The sequence below is a fragment of the Nocardia jinanensis genome (assembly GCF_014645735.1).
In the GTDB taxonomy this organism is placed as follows: Bacteria; Actinomycetota; Actinomycetes; order Mycobacteriales; family Mycobacteriaceae; genus Nocardia; species Nocardia jinanensis.
The window spans coordinates 283184-305874 of the sequence record NZ_BMMH01000001.1 but is presented as its reverse complement, the minus strand read 5'-3'; the positions used below and the strand labels follow the sequence as shown (position 1 = coordinate 305874).

The window sequence follows — 22691 nt, the reverse complement described above, 5'->3', positions numbered from 1 at the left end:
CTCGGTCGGTATGAGCCTGGGCGAGGTGGCCGCCGATCTGTACGGGGTGGCGCCCGGGGATTTCGTCGCGGTGCGCGACGCGCGCGCCCGGGCGGCCGGGGAATCCGGCGATCGCGAGCTGGCGGCGGCGATCACCGCCCTGCGCAAACCCACGGTCGCGGCGTGGGCGGTGAATATGCTGGTGCGCGCGGCGCCCGGCGATGTCGAGGCACTGCTTCGGCTCGGCGCCGATCTGCGGACGGCGCAGCGGCAGCTGTCCGGGGAACGGCTGCGCGAGCTGACGCGTCAGCGCCGGCAGGCGGTGGACGCACTCGCCGTGCGGGCGGGCGAGGTGGTCGCCGGCCACGGCCGGCCCGTCTCGGAAGCGGTACTGCGGCAGGTGAGCGAAACGCTGACCGCGGCTCTGGCCGATACGGAGACCGCCGAACGGGTCCGGGCCGGCACTCTGGCGGCGGCGGTGAGTTACGCGGGTTTCGGTCCGGTGGAGCCGGACCTCAGCGTGGTCCGGGAAGAGCCGAAGCCGGCCGGCACCGGTTCGCCGCGGAAAACGAAACGCACTGCCGAATCCGCGGCGGACCGAGATCGCGAACCGCGGGCCGAGGCCCGACGAGTACGTGAGCAGGAGCGGGCACGCGCGGCGGAGACAGCCGCGCAGGAGACCCTCGCCGCCGTCGAACAGGAGGCGCGGCAGGCCGCCGACCACCTCGGGGCCACCGAAGCCCGGCTGGCGGAGCTACGCGCCGAGCTCACCACTGTGGAGGCGCAGCACCGGTTCGCCCGTAACGCCGACCGTGCCGCCCGGGACGCCGTCCGGGCGGCAACAGTCGAACTGGAGCGGGCGCGGCGCCGGTCGCGGTGAACCCGGTGGTGCCGGGGAATCGATTCCGATCCTCGCTCTTCACATCGTGTGGGTCCGGGCACCCTTACCCGTTTCCGTCAGAGATTTCCGGCTCGAGAGAAGACCCCGCGCCCACTCGGTGCTGCAGTGGTAGCGGATTCCCGTCCTGTTCCCCGGTCCGCTGGATGGCCTCGGCGATGCTCTTGATCCGGCGTAGCCGGGCATCCCAGGCCGCCCCCACCGACGACAGTTGGGCGACCGCTCGGGTGAGTTGTGCCTCGTCCACGCGGTATCTGCGTTCCCGGCCGGTGGGAGTGGCGTGGACCAGTCCGGCACGGTCGAGCACGCCGAGATGTTTCGCGACGGCCTGCCTGGTCACCGGTAGTCGTTCGCTGAGGCCGGTGGCGGTCCCGTCGCCCGCGGCGAGCAGCAGGTCGAGCATGCGGCGGCGGGTCGGATCGCCGATCGCGGACCACAGTTCGTCGTCGACTGCGGTGGTCACGGGGTGGAGACCAACCGGGCGACGTACTCGCCGAGGCGCGGCAGGTACAGATCCCAGCCGCCGATATGCTCGCGGTGCTCCTCCTGCGCCTTCGCGACTGCCCAGCCCATTTCCCGGAAACCGGTCTCGGTGAGCCGGATCCTGGTCCCGGTTCCCGCGGGTATGAGTTCGAAGGTGACCAGCAGCGAACCGGTGGAATCGTCGACGGTGTCGCCGGGGTAGCACCAGCGGAACGAGAACAGGCGCGGTGGGTCGACGTCCACGACCGATATCGGCGAGACCTGTTCGCGGTTACCCCAGACGAGTTCGCCGGTCGCGCCGGGGGCCCGTTCGAAACCGGCATCGTCGGTCCACCACTGTGCGATGTGTTCCGGGCGGCTGACCACGTCGAAGACCACCTCGGGAGCAGCCTCTACGTGAATTTCGCGTTCGATACTGCCGTACTCCATCTGCTTCCTCCAATGTGCAACTTTCGGTTGCGCTTCACAGTAGCGCTCGACGCCGAGATGCGCAACCGTTGGTTGCTCATCTCGGCGTCGAGCCGGTTCGGGCGGGTAACCGAATCGGTTCGCCCGGTCACCCATGCCGCCGCGTTATCGCAGCATCGGCTCCGGGTCGCGAACGGTGCTGTCGTCCGCCACTCCGGCCGCGGGGACGGGGTCGAAGTGCGGCAGCGCGATCTCGAGGGCCGCCGGCGATGTGGTGAGCAGTGGCACGGTGCCGATGCGCTGCTCTCCGACCGGGCGGGCAGGCGTCGGTGTAGCGGCGGGGGCCTGTTCACGGTATCCGGGCGGGGCGAGCAGATAACCGAACCGCCCCGCCCAGGTCTTCGCGTTCTTGATCTCGCGGAGCATCGAGGCGAATTCGCCGTAGTTCACCTTTATCGGGTTCCGGGTGTCGATATTGTGCACCAGTCCGTACCGCACCGGCTCGATCTCCTCGGCGTAACTGCCGAACAGGCGGTCCCAGACGATGAAGACACCGCCGTAGTTCTTGTCCAGATACGGATTGTTGGAGCCGTGGTGTACGCGGTGATGCGACGGAGTGTTGAAGAGGTACTCGATCGGGCCCCACAGCGTGCGCACCCGTTCGGTGTGAATCGGGAACTGGAACACCAGATTCAACGATTGCATCAGCAGCACCATCCACACCGGAATCCCCAGCAGTACCGCCGGAGCGAAGAACATCCCACGTACCAGCATCGACGGATTCAGCCAGGGCAACCGTATCGCGGTGGTGAGATTGAAGTACTGCGACGAGTGGTGCACCGAATGTGAGGTCCACATCAGCCGCACCCGGTGATCCGCGCGGTGGGCCCAGTAGTAGCAGAAATCCACCACCATGAAGGCCAGCGGCCACACCCACCACGAACCGGTGTCCAGCTGGAACGGGGCGAGGGCGGCGGCCAGCGCCAGCGGGCCGACGACGCTGATCGCGGTCAGGATCGGCTTGGTGACACGGCCGAGCAGGAATGTCGCGATATTGGTCGCGACCTCACCGCCGTCGTAGCCGTGCATACCCGGCCGGGTATCCGGATCGGTCCGGCTCGCGATCCATTCCGCGAGCATCAGGAGCGCGAAGGCGATCATGGTGGGGACCGCGAAGAGTAGATCGTGCATCTGCCGAACCTTTCGCCGGGGAATTCGCTGGTCACCGAGAACGATGCCGTGTGATGGTGGGGCATCGGTATGGCCATGATGAGGAGTTTCTGAGGAACCGCCGCACCCGCATGGTTCGCGAGCCGGCCGGCACTCCGGCGGCTCACGGCTGGTAAGGGCCATTGCCCGACGGAGAACCGGACGGCCGCGGCGGCACCGGCGATCCGGCCGCTCGATTCGACTGTATCGGCTGGTCAGGGGATACGTGGGGGCGGAGATCCGCCACGACGGCCGCACGTATGCTCGGTCCGAAGACGCAGTGGGCGCGCATTTTCCGATGATGCCACCGGCGCGTCGCCGGGAGACGGCTCGGCGGTTCGACTGTAATGGTCGGCGCCCGATCGGTTTACGAGTGTGGTGTCCTCCCTGTCAGGAAGGTGTTGCATGCGTCGTTCTGTGATGGCTCTGGGTTCTGTGGTGTTCGCGGTGGTGGTGACCTCGGCCGCGGGCAATACCGCGCACGCCGCGACCGGGCAGGTCGCGCTGCGGTGGACGGTCGACGGCAGCCGGGTGGAGAAAGTCATCGACAACCCCAGCGGCTGTATCGATCTGAGTGCTGTGGGTGTCACCGGCCGCGCATCGGTCCGCAATCTCACCGACCGGAAGGTCAAACTCTGGAACGGTATCGGCTGTCGTGGGACCTACGGCGGCGGTATCGAACACGGCGAGCGCAACGGGCGGTGGGGTTTCCCGGACTGGAGCATCTACATCTCGTCGTAGCCCGGGCCGCGACAGTGGGTGGGCCGGCTCTCCGAATGGTTCGGTCCGTGAGCGGAGCCGATTTCGGGGTATTCCGCCGACGAGACCCACTGGAGGTGGTTTGTGAAGGCCGAAGACGAGGATGCCGTGCCTGTTTCGGTGAGCCCGTTCAATCCGGCGGACCCGCTCGATCCGAGTAGTCCGGTCAATCCGGCAAGTCCGGTGGATCACGAAGGTACGCTCAACCCCGCGGGCACGGTGGTACCCGTGATCCCCCTGACCGAGGAACAGCCGATGCGAACCTGGTTGTGGCCGACGCTGATCATCTTCGGCCTGGTGGTCGGTGTCGCGCTCCTGGTGATGATCCTGGTGAGCACAGCGGATTTCGGCAGTGATCCGGCGCAGGTCACGCCGACACCGGACCAATGCCAGACGTTCTGCACGACGACGGTCGCGCCACCGTCGCGGTGACCACCCGACGGGGGCGCCCGCGCAGGGCGCCCCCGTCTACGGTCCTGAGCGCTATTGCGCGCCTTGCTGTCCGGTGTCCGGATCCTCGGCCGCGCGCAGCGCCGTCTCGAGTTCCCGGCGAAGTTTCGCCGCCGCCGCCTCGTTGCCCGAATCTTCGGCGGTGGTGATGTCCTGGTGAAGTTGGGCGATGGTGTCCTGAATGGTCATCGATCCTCCGTTCCCTTTCGTGGGGCGGGCGCGCCGCGCGACTGTCCGCCGGTTGCGGCGCCCGTCACGGGCCGCATGACCGTTTTCGCGCGTCCGAAACACGACGGGCTCATCCGCCGGGCCGACCATCTCGCGGCACCCGCCGCGGGATTCGCACTCGCGGGTTTTTCAGATTACGTTTCGATCACCGTGCGATGCGGGTATCCCTCGTCCAACGAGACGATTGGGAAAACCCGAGGAGCCTCTGGTGAACGAAACGACCGAAGCCATTACCGACCATCGCCCGGAAGACCGTGCGGCGAGCACCGGCCATATGCCGGGAGACGGTGACAGCTACGACAATATCGAACCGCTGTTCGCCGAACTCGCGGCGCTGGCGCCCGAGGATCCGCGCCGCCGGGCCGTGCGCGAGCAGATCGTGCGCCGCTGCCTACCGCTGGCCGAACATATCGCGCGGCGTTTCGCCGGTCGCGGCGAAGCGTTCGACGACCTGCTCCAGATCTCCCGCCTCGGCCTGGTGCAGGCGGTGGACCGCTTCGACGAGGCGCGGGGCAGTTCGTTCCTGTCTTTCGCCATCCCGACCATCATGGGCGAGGTGCGCCGCCACTTCCGCGATCACACCTGGGCGGTGCGGGTGCCGCGTGGGACGAAGGAACTGCATCTGCGGATCGGCCCGGCCACCGAAACCCTCTACCAGCGGCTCGGCCGAATGCCCACCGCCCGGGAGATCGCGGCCGAACTCGATGCCGATCTCACCGATGTCACCCGCGCGCTCATCGCCGGCAACGCGCATACCAGTAATTCGCTGGACGCCACCGGCGACGACCAGGACGACGACACGTCGCCGCCGGCGGTGCTGGCCCGGCTCGGCGGAGAGGATCCCTGCTACCGGTTGCTCGAGGACGCCATGACGCTGCGCCCGTTGATCGCGCAACTGCCGCAGCGGGAACGGCAGATCCTGGTGTGGCGGTATTTCGCGAATATGACCCAGGTCCAGATCGCCGAACGACTCGATATCTCGCAGATGCAGGTATCGCGGATCCTCGCCAAAACGCTGCGAACACTGCGCGAACAAGCGCTGGCCGAACCCGAGGACGCCGGTTCGATCACCACGGCCGCCTGATCCGCGGCGGCCGGACCCGCTTCACCGGGTACAGGAGCACGGCCGAGCCGGTATCGAGGATCTCGAGCAGGAACCACGGTCGGCGAACACCACAACGACGCGCGGCGCGCCACCGGGTCGACCGGGGTTCGACTCAGCCCGAGCGGGATCCGCGACCGGCGCGGCGCCGGCGGTTAACGTGCTCGGGGTGGATCTGGAACTGAACGGAAAACGGGCGATCGTCACCGGCGGCAGCAAAGGGATCGGACTGGCCGTCGCGCGCGGGCTGGCGAGTGAGGGTGCGGATGTGGTGCTCGCGGCCCGCTCGGCCGAGCCGCTCGCGGCCGCTGCCCGCGCCCTGGCCGACGAGACCGGTCGGCGCGTACTCGCCGTACCCACCGATACCGGCGACGACGAGCAGGTCCGGGAACTCGTCGCGCGCACGGTCGCCGAGCTCGGCGGGGTGGATATCCTGGTCAATGCCGCGGCGACGCCGTGGAGCGCGGGGGCACCGGCGGATCTCGCCGCCACTACCGACGAGATCGTGCGCCGTGAGGTCGAGATCAAGGTTCTCGGCTATCTGCGCACCGCGCGAGCGGTCGCGCCGCATTTCGTCGCGCAGCGGTGGGGCCGGATCATCAACATCAGCGGACTCGGAGCGCGGCAGGCCAACTCCATCGCGCAGACCATACGCAATATCAGCGTTTCCGCCCTGACCAAGAACCTCGCCGACGAACTCGGCCCCCAGGGCGTCAACGTGACGGTCGTGCATCCCGGACTGACCAGGACCGAACGGCTCACTCAGCGGCTGGCGGACCGGTCCGCGGAGTCCGGCACACCGGTCGCCGAACTGGAGAGCGAGCTGGCCCGCAATTCCGTGGGGCGGATCATCGATGCCCGTGAGGTCGCCGATGTAGTGACCTTCCTGGCGTCACCACGCAGTATCGCCATCACCGGCGACGCGGTCGCGGTGGGCGGCGGCGTGCCGGGCCCGGTCTTCTACTAGACGGATACGGCCGGGCGTCGCGGCCGCCCGGGCGGGACGGCCTGATATACACGGCGCATGCCGGCGAACTCGGAATCCGACTCCCACGCCTTCGACGACCTGGTAGCCGCCGCCGACGCACCGGTCTACCTGGTCACCGTCTCCGCGGGTGGGGAGCGGTCCGGCTGCCTGGTCGGGTTCGCCTCCCAGGTCGGGATCGATCCCGCCCGCTTCCTGGTGTGTCTGTCGAAGGCGAACCACACCTATCGGGTCGCACCGCACGCGGAGTTCGCGGCCGTGCACCTGGTGGGCGCGGACGATACCGGCCTCGCGGCGCTGTTCGGGGCCGAAACCGGCGACCGGACGGACAAGTTCGATCGGTGCCGCTGGCGGCCCGGTCCGCACGGGGTGCCGGTGCTCCTCGATGCCGTGGCCTGGTTCTGCGGCCGGATTCTCACCCGATACGACTTCGGTGATCATGTCGGCTTCGTGCTTGCGCCCGAGGACGGCGAGGCACCCGCGGATGCCCCGGCCGTGCTGCGTTTCCATCATGTCGCCGCGATGCGGCCCGGCCACCCGGCCTGACACCGCGGCCGGTGGGTCAGACCTCGCCGGTGGTGATCCAGTGGTTCATCGCCGCGAAGGTCTGTGGTGCGCTGGGGTGCAGGGTGAGGTTGTGGGCGACCCCGGGTGCGATCAGCGCGTCGAAATCGGCGGCGCCGCTGTAGTAGGGCGCCTCGTTGGCGGCGATCGCTCCGGCGTCGCGGCAGCTGACCGTGAAGTTGCAGAAGATATCGTCCTCGGCGCCCATCACCACCAGAACCCGGGCGGTGATGGCACGGCTCACGTTCACCGGCGCGGGGCTCAGCAGCGTGGTCATCGATTCGGCGACCTCACCGACCGTGGTCACATCCTTCGTACGTTCATCGTGCGCGATCACCGCGGGGTCGGCCGTGCGTGGATTGTAGAAAGCCGCGCCCCGGCGGCCGGGCAGGGTGGTCAGGTAGCCCGAATCACGCCGATGTCCCTGCGCGATCGGGTCGAGCGGGGCCGGGTAGAGGCTGGTGAAGAAACTGCTGGAATTCAGACCGACTCCGGGGAGATGGATCACACCGGTGAGGATCACCCGCTCCAGATCGTGCCAGCGGGACGCCTCGTGGGTGAGAGTCGCCGAGCCGAGCGAATGGCCGATGGCATTGACCTCGGTGTACCCCTGGTCGTGTACCCAGCCGATCAGCTGGTGCAGGACGAACGCGTCGCTGGACACGGTCAGCTCGCCGCTGGGTGGGCGGGTACCGGCGCCGGTGCCGAGGCGGTCGAAATTGAAACTCGCGCGCCCGGCGGCCAGCGTGTCGTCGACATAGGAATAGGTTTCCGGGTCGAACGAGGAGTCCCAGTACTCACGGTTGTAGGTCGCGCCCGCGACCAGGACGTCGGCCTGCCGCGGGCCGTCCGCCCACGTGCGCGGGGTGCACAAGGTCGCGGCGACAGTGTTGTCGGCCGGCCCGCCTTCGGTGACCGCCACCGGAATCGAAACCTCCCGGCACGAACCGGGTTTGTCGTATTCCGCGGCGGCGGGTGCGCCGCCCGCGGTGACCACCGCGAGCAGCGTCGCCGACAGCAACACCGCTCTCCGCGCGGTGGTCCTCCGGCGGCGGGGGGTCTCGGACAGGGACGGGTCGGACATCGTTCACCTCGTGGAGCGCCGGTCGCGGGAGGCGGGCCGGGATCGAAACGGAAGAGCCGGCGGAAGTCCCCGCCGGCGGGGTGCAGAGTGGGGGTTCAATCGTCCGTGCGAACCAGCAAGTGCCGGGGCCCACGGATGACCCGCGACGGGCAGTACTCGGGTCTGCCCACCGCGCGCACCCGGGGAAAACGGCGGTAGAGGCCGCGCAACGCGATCTCCCCCTCCATCCGGGCCAGACCCGCCCCCAGGCAGTAGTGGACACCGGCCGCGAACGATAGATGCTCACGTGCGTTCGGCCGGGTGATATCGAAACGGCCGGGTTCGGTGAACACCTCCGGATCGCGGTTGGCGGCGGCCAGCAGGGCGACCACAGGGGTACCCCTGGTCAGCTGCCGACCGGCCAGTTCGAGTGGTTCGCCCACCACCCGGACGCTGTACTGGGCGGGAGCTTCCCACCGCAGGGTCTCCTCCACCACGGCACCGGCCAGGCCGGGGTCGGCGGCGAACATCTCGTGCTGATCGGAGTTCTCCGAGAGCGCGATCACCGCATTGCCGATGATATTGGCGGTGGTGACGAAACCACCGATGAGCAGTGCCTGGCAGGTGGATACCAGACCGGCCTCGGTCATGGCGCCCTCGTCGACCGCGGCGGTGAGGGCGGTGATCAGATCGGGGCCGGGCTCAGCGCGCCGCGCTGCGACCGCCGCCGCGAAATAGTCGGTGAGTTCGGCCAGCAGCACCTGGGTGCGGCGGCGTTCGCGCGCTCCGCGCGCCCCGTCCACCGTGGCGCCGAATTCGATTCCCCAGCGTGCGAAATGATCGTGATCGGCGGCCGGGAGACCGAGTAGTTCGGCGATGACCAGACTCGGGATCCGCAGTGCGAAGGCATCGATGAGATCGACCGGTTCGCCGCCGTCGAGAGCGTCCAACTGCCGCTCGACCAGTTCTTCGACGAATTCGCGGCGCGCCCGCATCTGCGCGGCGCCGAAGAGCGGGGCGACGAGTTTGCGCAGTGCGGTGTGCTCCGGTGGGTTCGCCGAGGCCAGGGAGTCGTCGAGCGGGTGCACCAGGAAATCGGTCCGCTGCCCCGGCAGCGGGCGCAGTTTCAGCCGGACCGCCGAGGTGGGGGCGACCTTGAACCGGTTGTCGCGCAGCACCTCGTTGCAGACGGCGTGCGAGGCCGACATGCACAATCCGCTGCGCCCTCGGACGAGTTCGCCGCGGGACCGGATCCGCTCGTAGTGGGTATGGCCCTCGGCGCCGCGGGGCAGGTTCAGCACAGAGGCGACCGGATCGCCCAGCACAGTGGAGGTGTGCAGGCGCAGCGAGTTCCGGTACAGCCGGGCGATGGTGCGTAATTCGCCGCTCATCGGGTCTCCTGCGGTGCGCGTAGTTTCGGGGCACGGTCGATTCCGCGCTCTTCCAGTTCGGCCCGGATACGTTCCCGCAGTACGTATTTCTTGATCTTGGTACCCGACATCGGCCATTCGTCGATGAATCGGACGTAGCGGGGCGCCCGATACGTCGCGATACTGCCGAGGCAGTAGTCGATGATCTCCTGTTCGGTCACGGCCGCGCCCGGCGCGAGTTCGATGAAGGCGGCCGGAACCTCGATGTAGTAGGCGTCGGGAGCTGCGACCACCTGCACGATATGGACCGCGGGGTGGCGGAGCAGGAAATCCTCCACCTCGACCGCGGAGACGTTCTCCCCACCCACTTTCAGCATGTCCTTGAGGCGGCTCACGAAGGTGACCCGGCCCTCGGCGTCCATCACCGCCACATCGCCGGTGTGGAACCAGCCCTGTTCGTCGAAACACCGAGCGGTCAGTTCGGGATCGTGCAGGTAGCCGTCGAAACAATTGGTCCCGCGGAACAGGAGCTCGCCTTCCGCGCCGGGCGGCAGATCGAGTCCGGTCCCGGGATCGACCACGCGGCACTCCATCCCGGGTAGGGGCCTGCCCCCGGTGGTGGTCCGCTGCTCCTGGGTGTCGGTCTGCTCGCTCAATGAGAGGAACGACGAGGCCTCGGTCATCCCGAAACAGGAGACCTGCACCGCGTGCGGCAGGCGGTTCGCCATATCGCGGACGCGTTCGGGGACGCCGACGGTCATCACCAGGCGTAATGCCGACAGGTCGCGGGTGGCGAAATCGGGATGGTTGAGTACCGGCAGCCAGACCGTCTCGAAACCGGGCAGTGCGACGGTGGCGCGTTGTGACTCCAGCTGTTCCAGCGCGGCGTCGGGGGTGAAGAAGCCGACATGACAGTAGGTGCAGCCCGCGTAGATACTGGCGATCGCAAAGGCGACGGCACCGATATGGAACAGGGGTAGCGGTGTCCACACGCGGTCGTTCTCGTCGAGTTCGAGCCGGGTGTGCGCGGCGCCGATCGCGAAGCGGATCAATGCCTCATGGCTGATCATGGCGCCCTTCGGGCTGGCGGAGGTGCCCGAGGTGTACATGACGACCGCGGTATCGCGGACGCGGATGTAGCGGGTTCGCTCCTGAAGCGCGCCGGGGTCCAGTTCCGTTGCGGCGCGGAGGAAATCGCTCTCGCCGCGGATACCCTCCCGTGGCTCGCCGGAGCCCAGCTCGACCACCTCGCGCAGCTGTTCGGCCTGCTGCCGTACCGTATCGGGAACCGGTGTCTCGGAATGGACGAACAGCAGTCGCATTCTGGAGTGGTTCACCACCTGGGCGAGTTCGTGTTCTTTGAACCGGCTGTTGATCGGAACGGGAAGGGCGCCGATCCGGGTCACCGCGAAAAGCGCGGCAATGGAATCGGGGCAGTTGGGCAGCAGGATCCCGACCGCGTCCCCGGTCGTCACACCGGCGGCGAGCAGTCCGCGGGCGAGCAGGTCGGCCCGGGACGACAGTTGCGCGTAGGTCACCTCGATATCGGGAAAGGCCAGGGCGGCGCGTTCGGGATGCTCGTATGCCCGGCGATCCAGCAGATCGCCCAGTGTCGTGACATCGACCCAGCGAAGCGGCGTGCGATCTCCACGGTTCATTTGCGTGACTCCAAATCCACCAGAACAGCGCCTCCGGCAGGCGGGAACGTACCGCACCGATTGCAGTGCCGCAAACGGTAGCTCGAAAACCGAGAGGGGGATGGCAACGAAGTCCGAAGGACGTTCCCGGGTCGTGGAAAAGGTCTGTCCTGTGTCCGATTTCGCGCGTTTGCGCAAGTTAGTCCCTTCCCGTTGTTGGGAACCGCAAACGAGGTTGCGTTGTGTTAGCTTCGCCGGTGTCGGCGTCTCGTTCGCCGTGAGAATGTCCCCAGTGGCACGCGGAGTGAAATGTGAACAATCGGAATACTTCTGGCTACCTTCATTTCCCGGAAAACACTCCGCGATAGTCGACATGCTTTCCACTCATCTCGAAAATCGTGCGCTGTCGGTCGATCGAGTGGTGGCGGAGGCCTGTGAGTACTTCCGCAGGGCTCAGCAACCGGATGGATCGATCGCCGAGGACCCCTCGATACTGGTGTTCCAGGAGTGGGACTCCGTCAATGCGCTGAAGGCGATCGCGCTGTGGCAGAAAGTTTTACCTGCTGGTTACGGCTCTGTAACTGACGGGGTTCTCGCCTTCCTGGCCGGTCGCGAGAAGCCGACCGGTATGCTCAGCTGGGGCGCGGCGGAGATCGGCCCCGCCGAGTACTGCACGGAGACCAGCAGCGAATACATCTCGGCGCTCGCGCTCCTCGGATACGAGGAGAAGGCCCGGCGAAAAGCGGAATTCCTGCGCAGCAGACAACTGCCGGACGGGCCGTGGGAAGAAGTGCACAGTCATATCCCCAGAGCATTTCAATTGGAGCCCTCGGTAACCGGGTTTGCCCTGTGCGCGCTGGACGACGCGGGGATCGATCCGGACCGTCTCGACGAGGCCCTCGAATTTCTCGCCGGCAAACAGGTCGACGAAGGCCATTTCGGTATCAACTGGTACTACTACTGCACGCACTACTACCTCATGCGCCCCGCGGTCGCCGCCCTCGTGCAATTCGGCAACTTCGCCGCCGCGGCCCGGGCCCGGGATTTCGTACTGAAACAGCAGCGGCCGGACGGGAGCTGGTTCTCCGAGGTCCCCGGATTCCGCGGCGAGCCGTCGGTACCCGAACTGCAGACCGCGCTCGCGCTGATGACTCTCGCCCAGACCGGTATGGGAGTCGGCGACCCCCCGGTGCGGCGCGCGGTGGACTGGCTGCTGGATCGGCGACGCGGCGACGGGTCCTGGTTCGGTGGCCGCTACCCGTACCCGGAGACCGAGAGTTACAGCTCGTTCCGGGCGACTCAGGACGTCTACACCACGGCGCAGGTGCTCGCCGCATTCAAATATCTGGAGCAGCAATGAACTACAGCGACAGCGAGCCCGTGGCCATCATCGGTATCGGATGCCGGTTACCCGGCGGCGTCTCCGGACCCGGGGAACTGTGGGAGCTGCTCGAACAGGGGGTGGACGCGATTACACCCACCCCCGAGAACCGCTGGGACGTCGACCGGTTCTATTCACCGAAACCGCAGCAGCCCGGCCGGATCAGCGCGCGCCGGGGCGGCTACCTCGCGGAAGTCGACACCTTCGACGCGGCCTTCTTCGGAATCTCGGGACGTATCGCCGAACAGATGGACCCACAGCAGCGCCAGCTACTGGAAGTGTCCTGGGAGACCTTCGAGGACGCGGGTATGGTGCCCGGCGCCGCCGCGGGCACGCGGACCGGTGTGTTCATCGGTGCGTGCAGCCAGGACTACGGTGCGCTCCAGTCCGCGCCGAGTGAGGTGGAGGGGCTCGGGCCGCATTCGGCCACCGGCACCTTCATGAGCATCGTCTCCAATCGCCTGTCCTACACATTCGACCTACGCGGGCCGAGTATGACCATCGATACGGCCTGCTCCTCGTCGCTGGTCGCGGTGCATCTGGCCGTGCAGAGCCTGCGCCGCGGGGAGAGCGAACTGGCCCTGGCCGGTGGTGTGAACCTGATGCTGACACCACAGTTCGGTATCGCGCTGAGCCAGGCGGCGATGCTCTCACCCGACGGCCGGTCCCGGGCGTTCGACGCCTCGGCGAACGGCTACGTGCGTGGCGAGGGGGTCGGGTTGGTGCTGCTGAAACCGCTGAGCGCCGCGCGCGCCGACGGCGACCGGATCTATGCGCTGGTCCACGGCAGCGCGGTGAATCAGGACGGCCGCACCCAGGGCATCACGGTGCCCAGTGGCGAATCGCAGGAGGCCAATTTCCGGGCCGCGCTGGCGGCGGCGGGGATCGCACCCGCCGAGATCGGTTACGTCGAGGCGCACGGAACCGGTACGCCGGTGGGCGATCCGATCGAGGCGAACGCGCTCGGCCGCGTCCTGCGTGCGGGACGGGAGCCGGGCCGGGCCGCGCTGCTCGGCTCGATCAAGACGAATATCGGTCACCTCGAGGCGGCCGCGGGGATCGCCGGGTTGATCAAGGCCGCCCTGTGTGTGCGGTATCGCCGCGTGCCGCCGAGCCTGCACTACCGCGAGGGTAATCCGGATATCGACTTCGAGACGCTGCCCATCTCGGTGGCCGCGGCGGGACAGGCATGGCCCGCGGGGTATTCCGCCGCCTACGCCAGCGTCAACTCTTTCGGCTTCGGCGGTACGAACGCGAATGTCGTACTGGGTGAGTCGATCGCGGAACCGGTGCCCGGCCCGGAGCCCGCCGGATCCGTTGCCGGCCCGGTACCCGACGTGCTCACCTTCAGCGCGCGCAGCGCGGCGGCACTCGACGAACTGGGTACGCGGCACGCGCAGGCACTCGACGCGCCCGGTGCCGATCTGGCCGCCTACAGCGCGGCCACCGCGCTGCGGCGTGGACACCACGAGTTCCGCCGCGCGGTCGTCGCCGCCGACGCGATGGAAGCCGCGGCGAAACTGCGCGCGGGTGCGGGAGTCACCGGACAGGTCCGCCGGGGTGGCAGCGGGAAGGTCGCGTTCGTCTTCAACGGGCAGGGCCCGCAGTGGTACGCGATGGGGCGCGGCCTGCTGGAGACCTCTCCGGTGTACCGGGACAAGATTCTCGAATGCGACCGGTCGGCGCGGCAGTACATCGACTGGTCCATCTACGAAGCGCTCACCGCCGATGAGGAAACGTCGCGGATCGGGGAGACGCGCTACCTGCAGCCGACCATGTTCGCGCTGCAGGTGGCGCTGGTCGAGCTCTGGCGATCCTGGGGGATCGAACCGGACGCGGTGGTCGGGCACAGTATGGGTGAGATCGCCGCCGCGCACGTTTCGGGGGCGCTGAGCCTGTCCGAGGCGCTGAAGGTGATCTGCCACCGGGCGCGGATCCAGGACGAGGCCGACCCTACCGGCGGCATGATGTTCGTCGCGGTATCGGAAACGCAGGCGGCGGAACTGGCCGCGGAGCATCCCGACGATGTGTGGGTATCGGCCCTCAACAGCCCGAAGGCGAGCACCCTGTCCGGGCGGCGCCCGGTACTCGAAACGCTGGCCACCGAACTGGCCGACCGCGGTGTCTTCGCGCGGTTGCTGCGGGTGAACTGCGCCTGCCACAGCCGGGATATGGACCCGCTGCGGGCGGAGCTGCTCGACGCGCTCGGCGAGATCACGCACGCGAATACCATGATCCCGCTGTATTCGACGCTCACCGGCGCTCGTATCGAGGGTTCGGAACTCGGCACCGAATACTGGTGGCGTAACTTCCGGCAGCCCGTGCTGTTCGAATCGGCCATCCGGGCGATGCTGGCCGACGGCTACGACACCTTCGTCGAGCTGAGCCCGCATCCGGTCCTGGCCAACTCGGTCACCGAGATCTCCGCCGACGCCACCATCGTGCCGTCCCTCATGCGGAAGAAGGACGACTGGGCGGTTTTCCTCGACACTTTCGCCCGGCTCTACACCGGCGGCGGCGCGGTGGATTGGCAGCGCCGCCATCCCGCCGGTGTGCCGGTCCTCGAGGTGCCCAAGAACCCGTGGATACGGCAGTCGTTCTGGAACGAGAGCGAGGTCTCGCAGCGTTACCGGGCCGGCGGGCAGCGCCATCCGATGCTCAAACCGGTGGACGGTGCCCGTCCCACCTGGGAGATCAGCTGGGACGACCACCGGCTGTCCTGGGTGCGTGAACATGATGTGTTCGGATCGGTGATCGTACCCGGCGCGGCCTATATCGAGGCGGCGCTGGCCGCGGCGGCCGAGGCGACCGGGCGATCGTGCGCACTGGAGTTCGTCGAGTTCGAGCGTGCGTGTGTGCTGTCCGACGAACCCCAGATCAGCCGGCTCGAACTCGATCCGGAGGACGGGACCTTCGAATTCCACCAGCGCTCGGTGCGCGGTGATACCTGGATGCGCAACGCGCGCGGGCGTTTCCACGTCCTGGACTCCGGTGCCGGGAGCGCCGAGGTCTTCGATCTGGCCGCGATCCGCGAACGGTGCACGAACACCGTGAAAGCCATCGATGTGTACGGCCGCTTCGCCGACCGCGGCTATGCCTACGGGCCCGCGTTCTGCGGTATCGACCGAATCGATATCGGCCCGGGCGAGGCGCTCGCCCGTATCCAGGTCCCGCGCGTGCTGCGACGTCGTCGTGACGGTTATCTGCTGCATCCCGCGGTGCTCGATGCTTGCTTCCAGAGCGCCATCCTGCATCCCGTTCCGCAGTACCCGGGCCGCCTGCTTCCGATCAGCTATCTGCCCACCGGTATCGAACGGGTCCGGGTGTACGACCGGGTCGAATTGCCGGTGTGGTGCTACACCCGGCCGCGGAAGAACGATGACACCCTGCTCGTCGATATCTACCTGCTCGACGATTCGGGTGCGGTGCTCGCCGAGTACACCTCGCTGTCCGGTAAGGCGGTGCGTACCGCTGCCGACAGCGGGACTACCGACCTGGACGAGCATTTCTACACCCTCGAATGGCAGTCGACCGGTCCGGTGTCGCCGCCCGAGCACAGCGCGCTCACCGCGGAGCCCGCCGCACTCGCCGCCGAGATCGCGCCGCTGGCCGAACTGCTGTCGCGGCAGCTCGACAGCACCACCTACGCCACCGGGTATCAGCGCGATATCGCCCGGTTGTGCACGACCTATATCGCCCGCTGCCTGGACGCGTTCGGTCCGGCGCACGAGTTCACGGTGGCGGAGCTTCCCGGCCTGCTCCCGAAGTATCGCCGCGCTCTGCAGGGCCTGCTGCGGCTGCTCGTCGACCACGGCACGCTGCACGAGAGCGGTGAGCAGTACCGGCCCACCGGGGAGACCGCCGATGACGCGGATGCGCAGTGGGCCGCGCTCTTCGCCGAATACCCCTCCTGTGCATGGGAATTGCTGCTGTTGCGCCGGACGGGTCCGCGTCTGCACGAGGTACTGACCGGTGCCGCCGACCCCGTCGAACTGCTGTTCGCCGAGGGATCCCTGGTCGATCTCGAGGCGATCTACCAGAACTCGCCGATCGCCCGGTTCTACAACGCGCTGGGCCGGGAGGTAGTGCGCAGGCTCTCCGATTCCGCCGACCCCCGGCGCACCATCCGGGTTCTCGAAGTCGGTGGCGGCACCGGTGGACTCACCGCGAGCCTGCTGCCGGTCCTGCCCGCCGACCGATGCGAATACGTCTTCACCGATATCTCGCCGGCTTTTCTCGCCTCGGCCCGGGAACGTTTCGCCGGCCATGATTTCGTGGACTACCGAGTCCTGGACATCGAGCACGAACCTGCCGCTCAGGGGATCGATCCCGCGACATTCGACCTCGTGGTCGCTTCCGATGTGGTGCACGCGACCGCCGACGCCAAGAAGACACTGCTCTACCTGCAGGACATGCTCGCACCGGGCGGCATGCTCATGCTGCTGGAGGCGACTCCGGACAACCCCTGGCTGGATCTGACCTTCGGTCTCACCGAGGGCTGGTGGTCGTTCCGGGACCAGCGGCTGCGGCCCCGGACCCCGCTGCTACCGGCGTCGGGTTGGGACGAGCTGCTGCGGTCGCTGGATTTCGACGAGGTGGTCGCGCTGGGGGATCCGGCGCATCCCGGCGCCGGATCACAGTCGGTGATCGTGGCGCGCACCGCCGCGGATCCGCTGTCGCCACCGCGTACGACCGCCGCGCAGCCGCCGGCCACCTGGCTCGTCCTCGCCGACGGTGATCCGCTGGCCGAGGCACTGGCCGGCGAGCTGGAACAACACGGCGGACGCGCGGTCGTGGTGCGGGAACCGGGCGATATCGATATCGACGAGGTCTCGCCCACCGCGATCATCGACGTACGCGGCGGGCGCGGCGGTTCGGTCGAGGAAGAGCTCACCGCGACGACCCTCGCCGTCCTCGATCTCCTGCGCCGGGTGTGCCGCGACGACCGCGACGAATGGCCCCGAGTGGTCGAGGTGACCAGGGGAGCGCATGCCTTCCGGAGCGCCCGGACCGACCCGGCCGGTGCTGCGGTGTGGGGGCTGGCGGCGGTGGTCGCCGTGGAAGTGCCACGCTTGCGTTTCACCGCGATGGATCTGGGCACCGAGCCCGCGCCCGGCGATCTCGACGCGGTCCGGGCCGAGATACTGACCGACGGCCGCGAACGGGAAGTGCTGATCCGCGGCGGTGAACGGTTCGTGCGCCGGCTCGAATCCTGGTCGCCGCGACCGGAACTCGTCTCCGGGACGACGGTGCCGGAGGAGCACGGCTTCGTCCTGACCTCGGGGGCGCCGGGCGCACTGGATTCGCTGCGCTACCACCAGCGCGACCGTATCCCGCCCGCGGCCGGCGAGGTCGAGATCGAGATCGTCGCCGCGGGCCTGAATTTTCTGGATGTGATGATCGCGCTCGGCCAGATCCCGCCGTTGGAATCGGCCACCGAACCGCGTTTCGGCGCCGAATGCGCGGGCGTGATCACACGGGTGGGCAACGAGGTGGACGAACTGCGGGTGGGTGACGCGGTGGTCGCGGTCAGCCCGGCGCAGGGCAGCCTCGGCACCCATCTCACCGTATCCGCGGCATATGTGGTCCCGAAGCCGGAAACGCTCGGCTTCGACGCGGCCGGATCGGTCCCCATCGTATTTCTCACCGCCTGGTACGCCCTGCACGAACTCGCACGGCTGAGCGCGGGGGAGCGGGTCCTGATCCATGCCGGTACCGGTGGTACGGGTATGGCCGCCGTGCAGATCGCCCGCGCGGCCGGTGCCGAGGTGTTCGCGACGGCCGGCAGCCCCGCCAAACGTGATCTGTTGCGCGCGCTCGGCGTACGCGAGGTGTTCGATTCGCGGTCACTGGATTTCGCCGATCGGATCCGCGCGGCCACCGGCGGCGCGGGTGTGGACGTGGTGCTCAACTCCCTCGCCGGGGAAGGGGCCGCGCGCAGCCTGGCCTGTCTGGCCCCCTACGGGCGGTTCGTCGAACTGGGCAAACGCGATCTGCTGCAGGACCGCAGGATGGGATTGCGCCCGTTCCTGCGCAACCTCACCTACTTCGCGTTCGATCTGCGGCAATTGCTGGTGGATCGGCCGCAGGCGACCAAGACGGTGTTCCGGGCGCTCATGGGGCGTTTCGCCGCCGGGGAACTGCGGCCGCTGCCCTACCGGGTCTTCCATCCGGCGCAGACCGAGGCGGCGTTCCGGCATCTGGCCGCCGCCCGGCATGTGGGCAAGGTCGTCCTGGCGATGAACGAACGGGAGGTCGCGGTGGTGCGTCCGCCGCGGACGCCCTCGTTCGACGGGACCTGGCTGGTCACCGGTGGTCTCGGCGGTTTCGGGCTCGCGATGGCGGAGGCGCTGGCCGAATCCGGAGTGCGCAGCTTGGTCCTGCTCGGCCGTTCCGGGATCGGTGGCGAGGAACAGGCGGCGCGGGTCGAGGCCCTGCGCGACCGCGGCGTACAGGTGACGGTCGAAGCCGCGGATATCTCCGCTCGCGCCGAGCTGGCCGCGGTACTGGACCGTATCGCGGACGGGCTGCCGCCGCTGCGTGGAGTCCTGCACTGCGCGATGGTGCTGGACGACGCGTTACTGGCCGATCTGGACGCCGAGCGGGTACGCAAGGTGCTGGCGGCCAAGGCTTTCGGGGCACAACACCTGGACGAATTGACCGCCGGTCTGCCGCTGGAGGCTTTCGTACTGTTCTCGTCGGCGACATCGATGGTGGGCAACCGGGGGCAGGGCAACTACGCGGTGGCCAATACCTTCCTGGACCAACTGGCCCATACGCGGCGGGCCCGTGGTCAGGTGGCGCTCTCGGTGAACTGGGGCGCGATCTCGGACGCCGGGTATGTGGCCAGACACGAGGATATCGGCCGTTTCGTCGCCGCGACCGGAATGCGCGGGTTCAGCGCCGCCGCGGCCTACCGGGCGCTGACGACGCTGTGGTCCGGTACGGCCGCGCAGGTCGGTGTCCTGCCGATGGATTGGCCTCAGTTCTTCGGCCATCACGGCATCACCCCGGAGAGCCACCCGCGTTACGAGCGGCTCGCTGCCCGGACCACCGGCGCGGTGACCGCGGCCGGAGGCGGTTCGCTGCGCCAGCAATTGGACGCCTGCGGTGCGGGTGATCGGGCCGAACTGCTGAGCGGCGCGCTGAAGACCCGGCTCGCCGCGGTGCTGGGTATTCCGCTCGACACGCTGGACGAGAACATGCCGCTGATGGACTACCTGGATTCGCTGCTCGCGGTAGAGATCAGCGCCTGGCTGGAACGGGAACTGGCGACCAAGGTCACGATCATGGAACTGATGAAGGGGCCGAGTGTGCTGCAGTTGTCGGATCTGGTGCTGGAACGGCTCGATCGCCGGTGACCGCCCTGGACGAGGTCTCCTTCCCGCTACCGAAGGCCGGTATCACCGTGCGCGGCCGGCGCAGCCGGGACGGTAGCGGGTTGCCCGTGTTGTGTTTGCACGGGATCCTGGACAATTGCGCCGGATTCGATCCGCTGGCCGAATATCTCACCGATGCCGACCTGATCGCGATCGATCTACCCGGCCACGGCCTGTCCGATCCGGTGCCCTCGGTCACCTGTGGCTACCTCGACTACGCGGCCTGCGTCCTCGAACTGGCACATACCCAGGGCTGGGACCGATTCCGGCTGATCGGGCATTCGCTCGGCGGTGCGGTGTCCTCGCTGGTCGCCGGTATCCATCCCGACAAGGTCGATCGGCTGGTGCTCATCGATGCCATCGGACCACTGTCCGCCGATCCGGCCCACGCCGTATCCGGGATCGCCCGCTATCTCGACGCCTATCTCCGCGACGACCGGCACCCGGTGTACCGCAGCCGGATGCACGCGGTGAAAACGCGTGTCCAGTTGGCGGATATTCTCCTCGACACCGCGGAACTACTGGTGGAGCGAGATCTGATCGAGGTTCCGGAGGGGTTTTCCTGGCGCCACGATGTACGACTCAATCGCGGTATCACCCCGACCCTCGCGGAGGAGCAGGTGCTCGCCTTCCTGGGCGAGATCACCGCGCCGTCACTGCTGGTGACGGCCGAGCGCACCGCGCTGGTGGAGCCCTACTACCCGGCCCGGATCGATACCGTCCCGAAGCTGCGCCAGGTCACGCTCCCCGGCGGACACCATCTGCATATCGAGAACGCCGAGGCCGTGGCGCAGGAGATCGCCGCCTTCCTGGTCTCCGGATGAGGGTTACGTGCTCAGCCGGTACGCAGGACACCCGTCAGGACGGACCGGTCGCCGCGCTCGGGAACGGTGGTTCTGTAGTGGTGTTCCCCGTCGCCGGCCCAGATCCGCGTGCGCAGTGATTCGCCGGGGAACACGATGCCGGTGAACCGCCCGGTATACGCCCGTACTCGTGCGATATCCGCGTCGAGCACGGTGTCGACCAGCACCGCGCAGACCATCCCGTAGGTGCACACCCCCTGCATGATCGGCCCGTCCAGACCGGCCGCGCGCGCGAACGCCGCATCGGTGTGCACATTGTCGTGCAGCGAGTTGTTCTGCCCGCAGCGCTGATACCACACGGCCTGCTGATCGTCGGTACGGACGACGACGTCCGCGTCCGCCGGCCGGGCCGGGACGGGCGTGACCGCCCGGCGGGCGGCCGACCCGGTGGCGGTGCCCTCGCCGCGCGCATGGATCCGGGAGACCCCGGACACCAATGTCATCCCGTCGGCCCCGACCAGCTCGGTGCGCTGCACCAGAACAGCGGCGGTACCGCGATCTTCGATCTCCAGCACCCGGCTGCGGCATCGGGCCGTCCCCGACTCCGGTATCGGGGCATGCACCCACAGTTCCTGCTCCTGCTGCAGTAGGCAGGCCAGATGCAGTCGGATACCGGGAAAGCGGATCTCCGGCGGCTGCCGGTGATAGAAATCCGGGGAGGCGACACCGAAGGCGCCGGGCGCGGTCATGGCGAAGGTAGGCAGTAGCCCATAGTGCCCGTCACGCTGACCTACAGCGTGCCGATAGCGCCGCGCGTCTTCTTCGTCCCAGCGGAAATCCTGTTCCGGGACCACCAGTCCGGTCGCGGTCGGTATATCTATGGGCATCGGTGGCGGTCCTGTTGCTCGATACTGCTCTTCCCGGCCACGGAGGCAATCTACCCGCCGGGATTCGTACTACCTTCCCGTGACCGGGGAAGTCCGAGCCCGCAGAACGGGCGTCGACGGCGATACGGCGGAAGGCCCGCTCCGGGGCGGGGCGTAGACAGCGCGGGTGTCCGGTGGGTGTGGTCCGGATCCGACACCGGCAGCAGTGATCAGCATGAACGTCGTCGAGGGTCGAACGCCCGCGTGAGGCCCCCCGGGTCAGGGCTGTCCGGTGTGCCGGGATTCATTGCTCACGCCGCGGTGCGGTCGGCGATGATGGCGATGGTGGCGTAGTTCATGGTGAAGCTGCCGCCGTGGTCGTCGACGACGCGTGCGAGACCGGTGAGAAGTTCGGTCAGCCGGTCTTCTGGAATCCGGTTGTGGCCGCCCATGGTGGGGACCTGATCGAGCCACGCCGCACGAGTGATCGTGGCCTGCCAATCGAAGCGCGGCCGGACGGGTTCCCCGAACGCGCCGCTGGCCCGGATCCCGTCGATGACAGGAGCCGCGATGGCGTCATAGCCGTTGAGCGCCGGGGCCGACCAGGGTGTGAACGGCAGCCCGGTGTCCACGGAGCGGTAGACGCCGGCGAACGCCGAGGCGATCTCGGGGTCCGGGTCCCCGACGTTCCAGAACAGCGCAAGGCGTCCGCCTGGCCGCACCAGGCCGGCAGCTTTCGCTGCCCCGGCCACGGGGTCGATCCAGTGCCAGGTCTGCCCGGCGATCACGGCATCGAAAACTCTTGTGCCGGACTCCCAGTCCTCGAAACGCGAGACCTCCACCTCGAACCCGCGAGAGCGGGCCAGCTCGGCCATTCGCGGGTCGACCTCGACTCCGCGGACAGTCGCGCCTGCTGCGCGGAGCGGCAGCGCCGAGATCCCGGTGCCGATCCCGACGTCCAGGACGCTGCGCCCGGGCAGATCGGCGAGAACGGTATCGACAAGGGCCTGCGGGTAGCGCGGTCGAGCGCGGTCGTAGCGGTCCGCGTCGATGCCGAAGGACTCGGCGATCTCGCGATGACTGTGCGGCGTCGGATCCGACAGCGGTAGAGTGACCATGCGCCCACT

General features: G+C 68.1%; 18 protein-coding genes. 9 read left to right on the top strand and 9 right to left on the bottom strand.

The annotated features are described in order from the left end of the window. Positions 1-10 precede the first annotated feature (10 nt). Positions 11-859 carry a hypothetical protein gene (locus tag IEY68_RS35890; RefSeq protein ID WP_058855652.1) on the top strand — a complete coding sequence of 283 codons (849 nt, stop codon included), beginning with the start codon at positions 11-13 and terminating at the stop codon, positions 857-859. A 64-nt stretch (positions 860-923) separates the two neighbouring features. On the opposite strand, the gene IEY68_RS01405 is transcribed toward IEY68_RS35890, so the two are convergent. The 3 genes from IEY68_RS01405 to IEY68_RS01395 form a co-directional block, all read right to left on the bottom strand. Continuing rightward, positions 924-1340, bottom strand: a complete 417-nt coding sequence (locus IEY68_RS01405; RefSeq protein WP_082681461.1) for an ArsR/SmtB family transcription factor — start codon at positions 1338-1340, stop codon at positions 924-926. After that, positions 1337-1789, bottom strand: a complete 453-nt coding sequence (locus IEY68_RS01400; RefSeq protein WP_058855653.1) for an SRPBCC domain-containing protein — start codon at positions 1787-1789, stop codon at positions 1337-1339. The genes IEY68_RS01405 and IEY68_RS01400 overlap by 4 nt, the downstream gene beginning before the upstream one ends. Before the next feature lie 144 nt (positions 1790-1933). Beyond that, complete coding sequence (locus IEY68_RS01395) at positions 1934-2959, bottom strand: sterol desaturase family protein (RefSeq protein WP_063916173.1); 1026 nt, start codon at positions 2957-2959, stop codon at positions 1934-1936. A 423-nt stretch (positions 2960-3382) separates the two neighbouring features. Here IEY68_RS01395 and IEY68_RS01390 point away from each other — a divergent pair, with 423 nt between their 5' ends. Then, the gene (locus IEY68_RS01390) at positions 3383-3718 is read left to right on the top strand and encodes a hypothetical protein (RefSeq protein WP_156426261.1); all 336 of its coding nucleotides are present in this window, start codon (positions 3383-3385) and stop codon (positions 3716-3718) included. Between the two features lie 102 nt (positions 3719-3820). Then, positions 3821-4168 (top strand): hypothetical protein, encoded by a 348-nt coding sequence (locus IEY68_RS01385; RefSeq protein WP_058855655.1) that lies wholly within the window; start codon positions 3821-3823, stop codon positions 4166-4168. Positions 4169-4219: 51 nt separating this feature from the next. On the opposite strand, the gene IEY68_RS01380 is transcribed toward IEY68_RS01385, so the two are convergent. After that, entirely contained in the window at positions 4220-4375 is a 156-nt protein-coding gene (locus IEY68_RS01380) for a hypothetical protein (RefSeq protein ID WP_156426262.1), read from the bottom strand. A 313-nt stretch (positions 4376-4688) separates the two neighbouring features. Here IEY68_RS01380 and IEY68_RS01375 point away from each other — a divergent pair, with 313 nt between their 5' ends. From IEY68_RS01375 to IEY68_RS01365, 3 genes are all read left to right on the top strand, one after another. Continuing rightward, positions 4689-5498 (top strand): RNA polymerase sigma factor SigF, encoded by an 810-nt coding sequence (locus IEY68_RS01375; protein WP_058855806.1) that lies wholly within the window; start codon positions 4689-4691, stop codon positions 5496-5498. A gap of 187 nt (positions 5499-5685) precedes the next feature. After that, positions 5686-6483 carry an SDR family NAD(P)-dependent oxidoreductase gene (locus tag IEY68_RS01370; protein ID WP_062995724.1) on the top strand — a complete coding sequence of 266 codons (798 nt, stop codon included), beginning with the start codon at positions 5686-5688 and terminating at the stop codon, positions 6481-6483. 57 nt (positions 6484-6540) lie between these two features. Then, positions 6541-7047 carry a flavin reductase family protein gene (locus tag IEY68_RS01365; protein ID WP_058855656.1) on the top strand — a complete coding sequence of 169 codons (507 nt, stop codon included), beginning with the start codon at positions 6541-6543 and terminating at the stop codon, positions 7045-7047. A 16-nt stretch (positions 7048-7063) separates the two neighbouring features. Here IEY68_RS01365 and IEY68_RS01360 read toward each other — a convergent pair whose 3' ends face one another. From IEY68_RS01360 to IEY68_RS01350, 3 genes are all read right to left on the bottom strand, one after another. Beyond that, complete coding sequence (locus IEY68_RS01360) at positions 7064-8149, bottom strand: alpha/beta fold hydrolase (protein WP_058855657.1); 1086 nt, start codon at positions 8147-8149, stop codon at positions 7064-7066. Positions 8150-8244: 95 nt separating this feature from the next. Beyond that, the gene (locus IEY68_RS01355; RefSeq protein ID WP_058855658.1) at positions 8245-9519 is read right to left on the bottom strand and encodes a cytochrome P450; all 1275 of its coding nucleotides are present in this window, start codon (positions 9517-9519) and stop codon (positions 8245-8247) included. Then, positions 9516-11156 carry a class I adenylate-forming enzyme family protein gene (locus IEY68_RS01350; protein WP_058855659.1) on the bottom strand — a complete coding sequence of 547 codons (1641 nt, stop codon included), beginning with the start codon at positions 11154-11156 and terminating at the stop codon, positions 9516-9518. Before IEY68_RS01350 ends, IEY68_RS01355 begins: the two co-directional genes overlap by 4 nt. A 352-nt stretch (positions 11157-11508) precedes the next feature. On the opposite strand from IEY68_RS01350, the gene IEY68_RS01345 reads away from it, so the two are divergent. Genes IEY68_RS01345 through IEY68_RS01335 form a run of 3 tightly spaced genes read left to right on the top strand, consistent with a single transcriptional unit; the run spans position 11509 to position 20719 of the window. Beyond that, entirely contained in the window at positions 11509-12495 is a 987-nt protein-coding gene (locus tag IEY68_RS01345; RefSeq protein ID WP_058855660.1) for a prenyltransferase/squalene oxidase repeat-containing protein, read from the top strand. Further along, positions 12492-19877 carry a type I polyketide synthase gene (locus tag IEY68_RS01340; RefSeq protein ID WP_058855661.1) on the top strand — a complete coding sequence of 2462 codons (7386 nt, stop codon included), beginning with the start codon at positions 12492-12494 and terminating at the stop codon, positions 19875-19877. Before IEY68_RS01345 ends, IEY68_RS01340 begins: the two co-directional genes overlap by 4 nt. Further along, positions 19874-20719: an alpha/beta fold hydrolase gene (locus tag IEY68_RS01335; RefSeq protein WP_058855662.1), complete on the top strand. Its 846-nt coding sequence runs from the start codon at positions 19874-19876 to the stop codon at positions 20717-20719. The genes IEY68_RS01340 and IEY68_RS01335 overlap by 4 nt, the downstream gene beginning before the upstream one ends. 11 nt (positions 20720-20730) lie before the next feature. Here IEY68_RS01335 and IEY68_RS01330 read toward each other — a convergent pair whose 3' ends face one another. Further along, entirely contained in the window at positions 20731-21585 is an 855-nt protein-coding gene (locus tag IEY68_RS01330) for a MaoC/PaaZ C-terminal domain-containing protein (protein ID WP_058855663.1), read from the bottom strand. Positions 21586-21875: 290 nt separating this feature from the next. Next, a complete protein-coding gene (locus IEY68_RS01325) occupies positions 21876-22682 on the bottom strand; it encodes a class I SAM-dependent methyltransferase (RefSeq protein WP_058855664.1) in 807 nt (268 codons plus the stop codon). Between the last annotated feature and the right edge of the window lie 9 nt (positions 22683-22691).

Excerpts from the sequence above, each read along its gene's own strand:
- IEY68_RS35890 (WP_058855652.1), top strand. The coding sequence starts at position 11 with ATGAGCCTGGGCGAGGTGGCCGCCGATCTGTACGGGGTGGCGCCCGGG.
- IEY68_RS01325 (WP_058855664.1), bottom strand. The coding sequence starts at position 22,682 with ATGGTCACTCTACCGCTGTCGGATCCGACGCCGCACAGTCATCGCGAG.
- IEY68_RS01400 (WP_058855653.1), bottom strand. The coding sequence starts at position 1,789 with ATGGAGTACGGCAGTATCGAACGCGAAATTCACGTAGAGGCTGCTCCC.
- IEY68_RS01345 (WP_058855660.1), top strand. The coding sequence starts at position 11,509 with ATGCTTTCCACTCATCTCGAAAATCGTGCGCTGTCGGTCGATCGAGTG.
- IEY68_RS01355 (WP_058855658.1), bottom strand. The coding sequence starts at position 9,519 with ATGAGCGGCGAATTACGCACCATCGCCCGGCTGTACCGGAACTCGCTG.
- IEY68_RS01390 (WP_156426261.1), top strand. The coding sequence starts at position 3,383 with ATGCGTCGTTCTGTGATGGCTCTGGGTTCTGTGGTGTTCGCGGTGGTG.
- IEY68_RS01330 (WP_058855663.1), bottom strand. The coding sequence starts at position 21,585 with ATGCCCATAGATATACCGACCGCGACCGGACTGGTGGTCCCGGAACAG.
- IEY68_RS01340 (WP_058855661.1), top strand. The coding sequence starts at position 12,492 with ATGAACTACAGCGACAGCGAGCCCGTGGCCATCATCGGTATCGGATGC.
- IEY68_RS01380 (WP_156426262.1), bottom strand. The coding sequence starts at position 4,375 with ATGACCATTCAGGACACCATCGCCCAACTTCACCAGGACATCACCACC.
- IEY68_RS01395 (WP_063916173.1), bottom strand. The coding sequence starts at position 2,959 with ATGCACGATCTACTCTTCGCGGTCCCCACCATGATCGCCTTCGCGCTC.
- IEY68_RS01350 (WP_058855659.1), bottom strand. The coding sequence starts at position 11,156 with ATGAACCGTGGAGATCGCACGCCGCTTCGCTGGGTCGATGTCACGACA.
- IEY68_RS01365 (WP_058855656.1), top strand. The coding sequence starts at position 6,541 with ATGCCGGCGAACTCGGAATCCGACTCCCACGCCTTCGACGACCTGGTA.
- IEY68_RS01360 (WP_058855657.1), bottom strand. The coding sequence starts at position 8,149 with ATGTCCGACCCGTCCCTGTCCGAGACCCCCCGCCGCCGGAGGACCACC.
- IEY68_RS01375 (WP_058855806.1), top strand. The coding sequence starts at position 4,689 with ATGCCGGGAGACGGTGACAGCTACGACAATATCGAACCGCTGTTCGCC.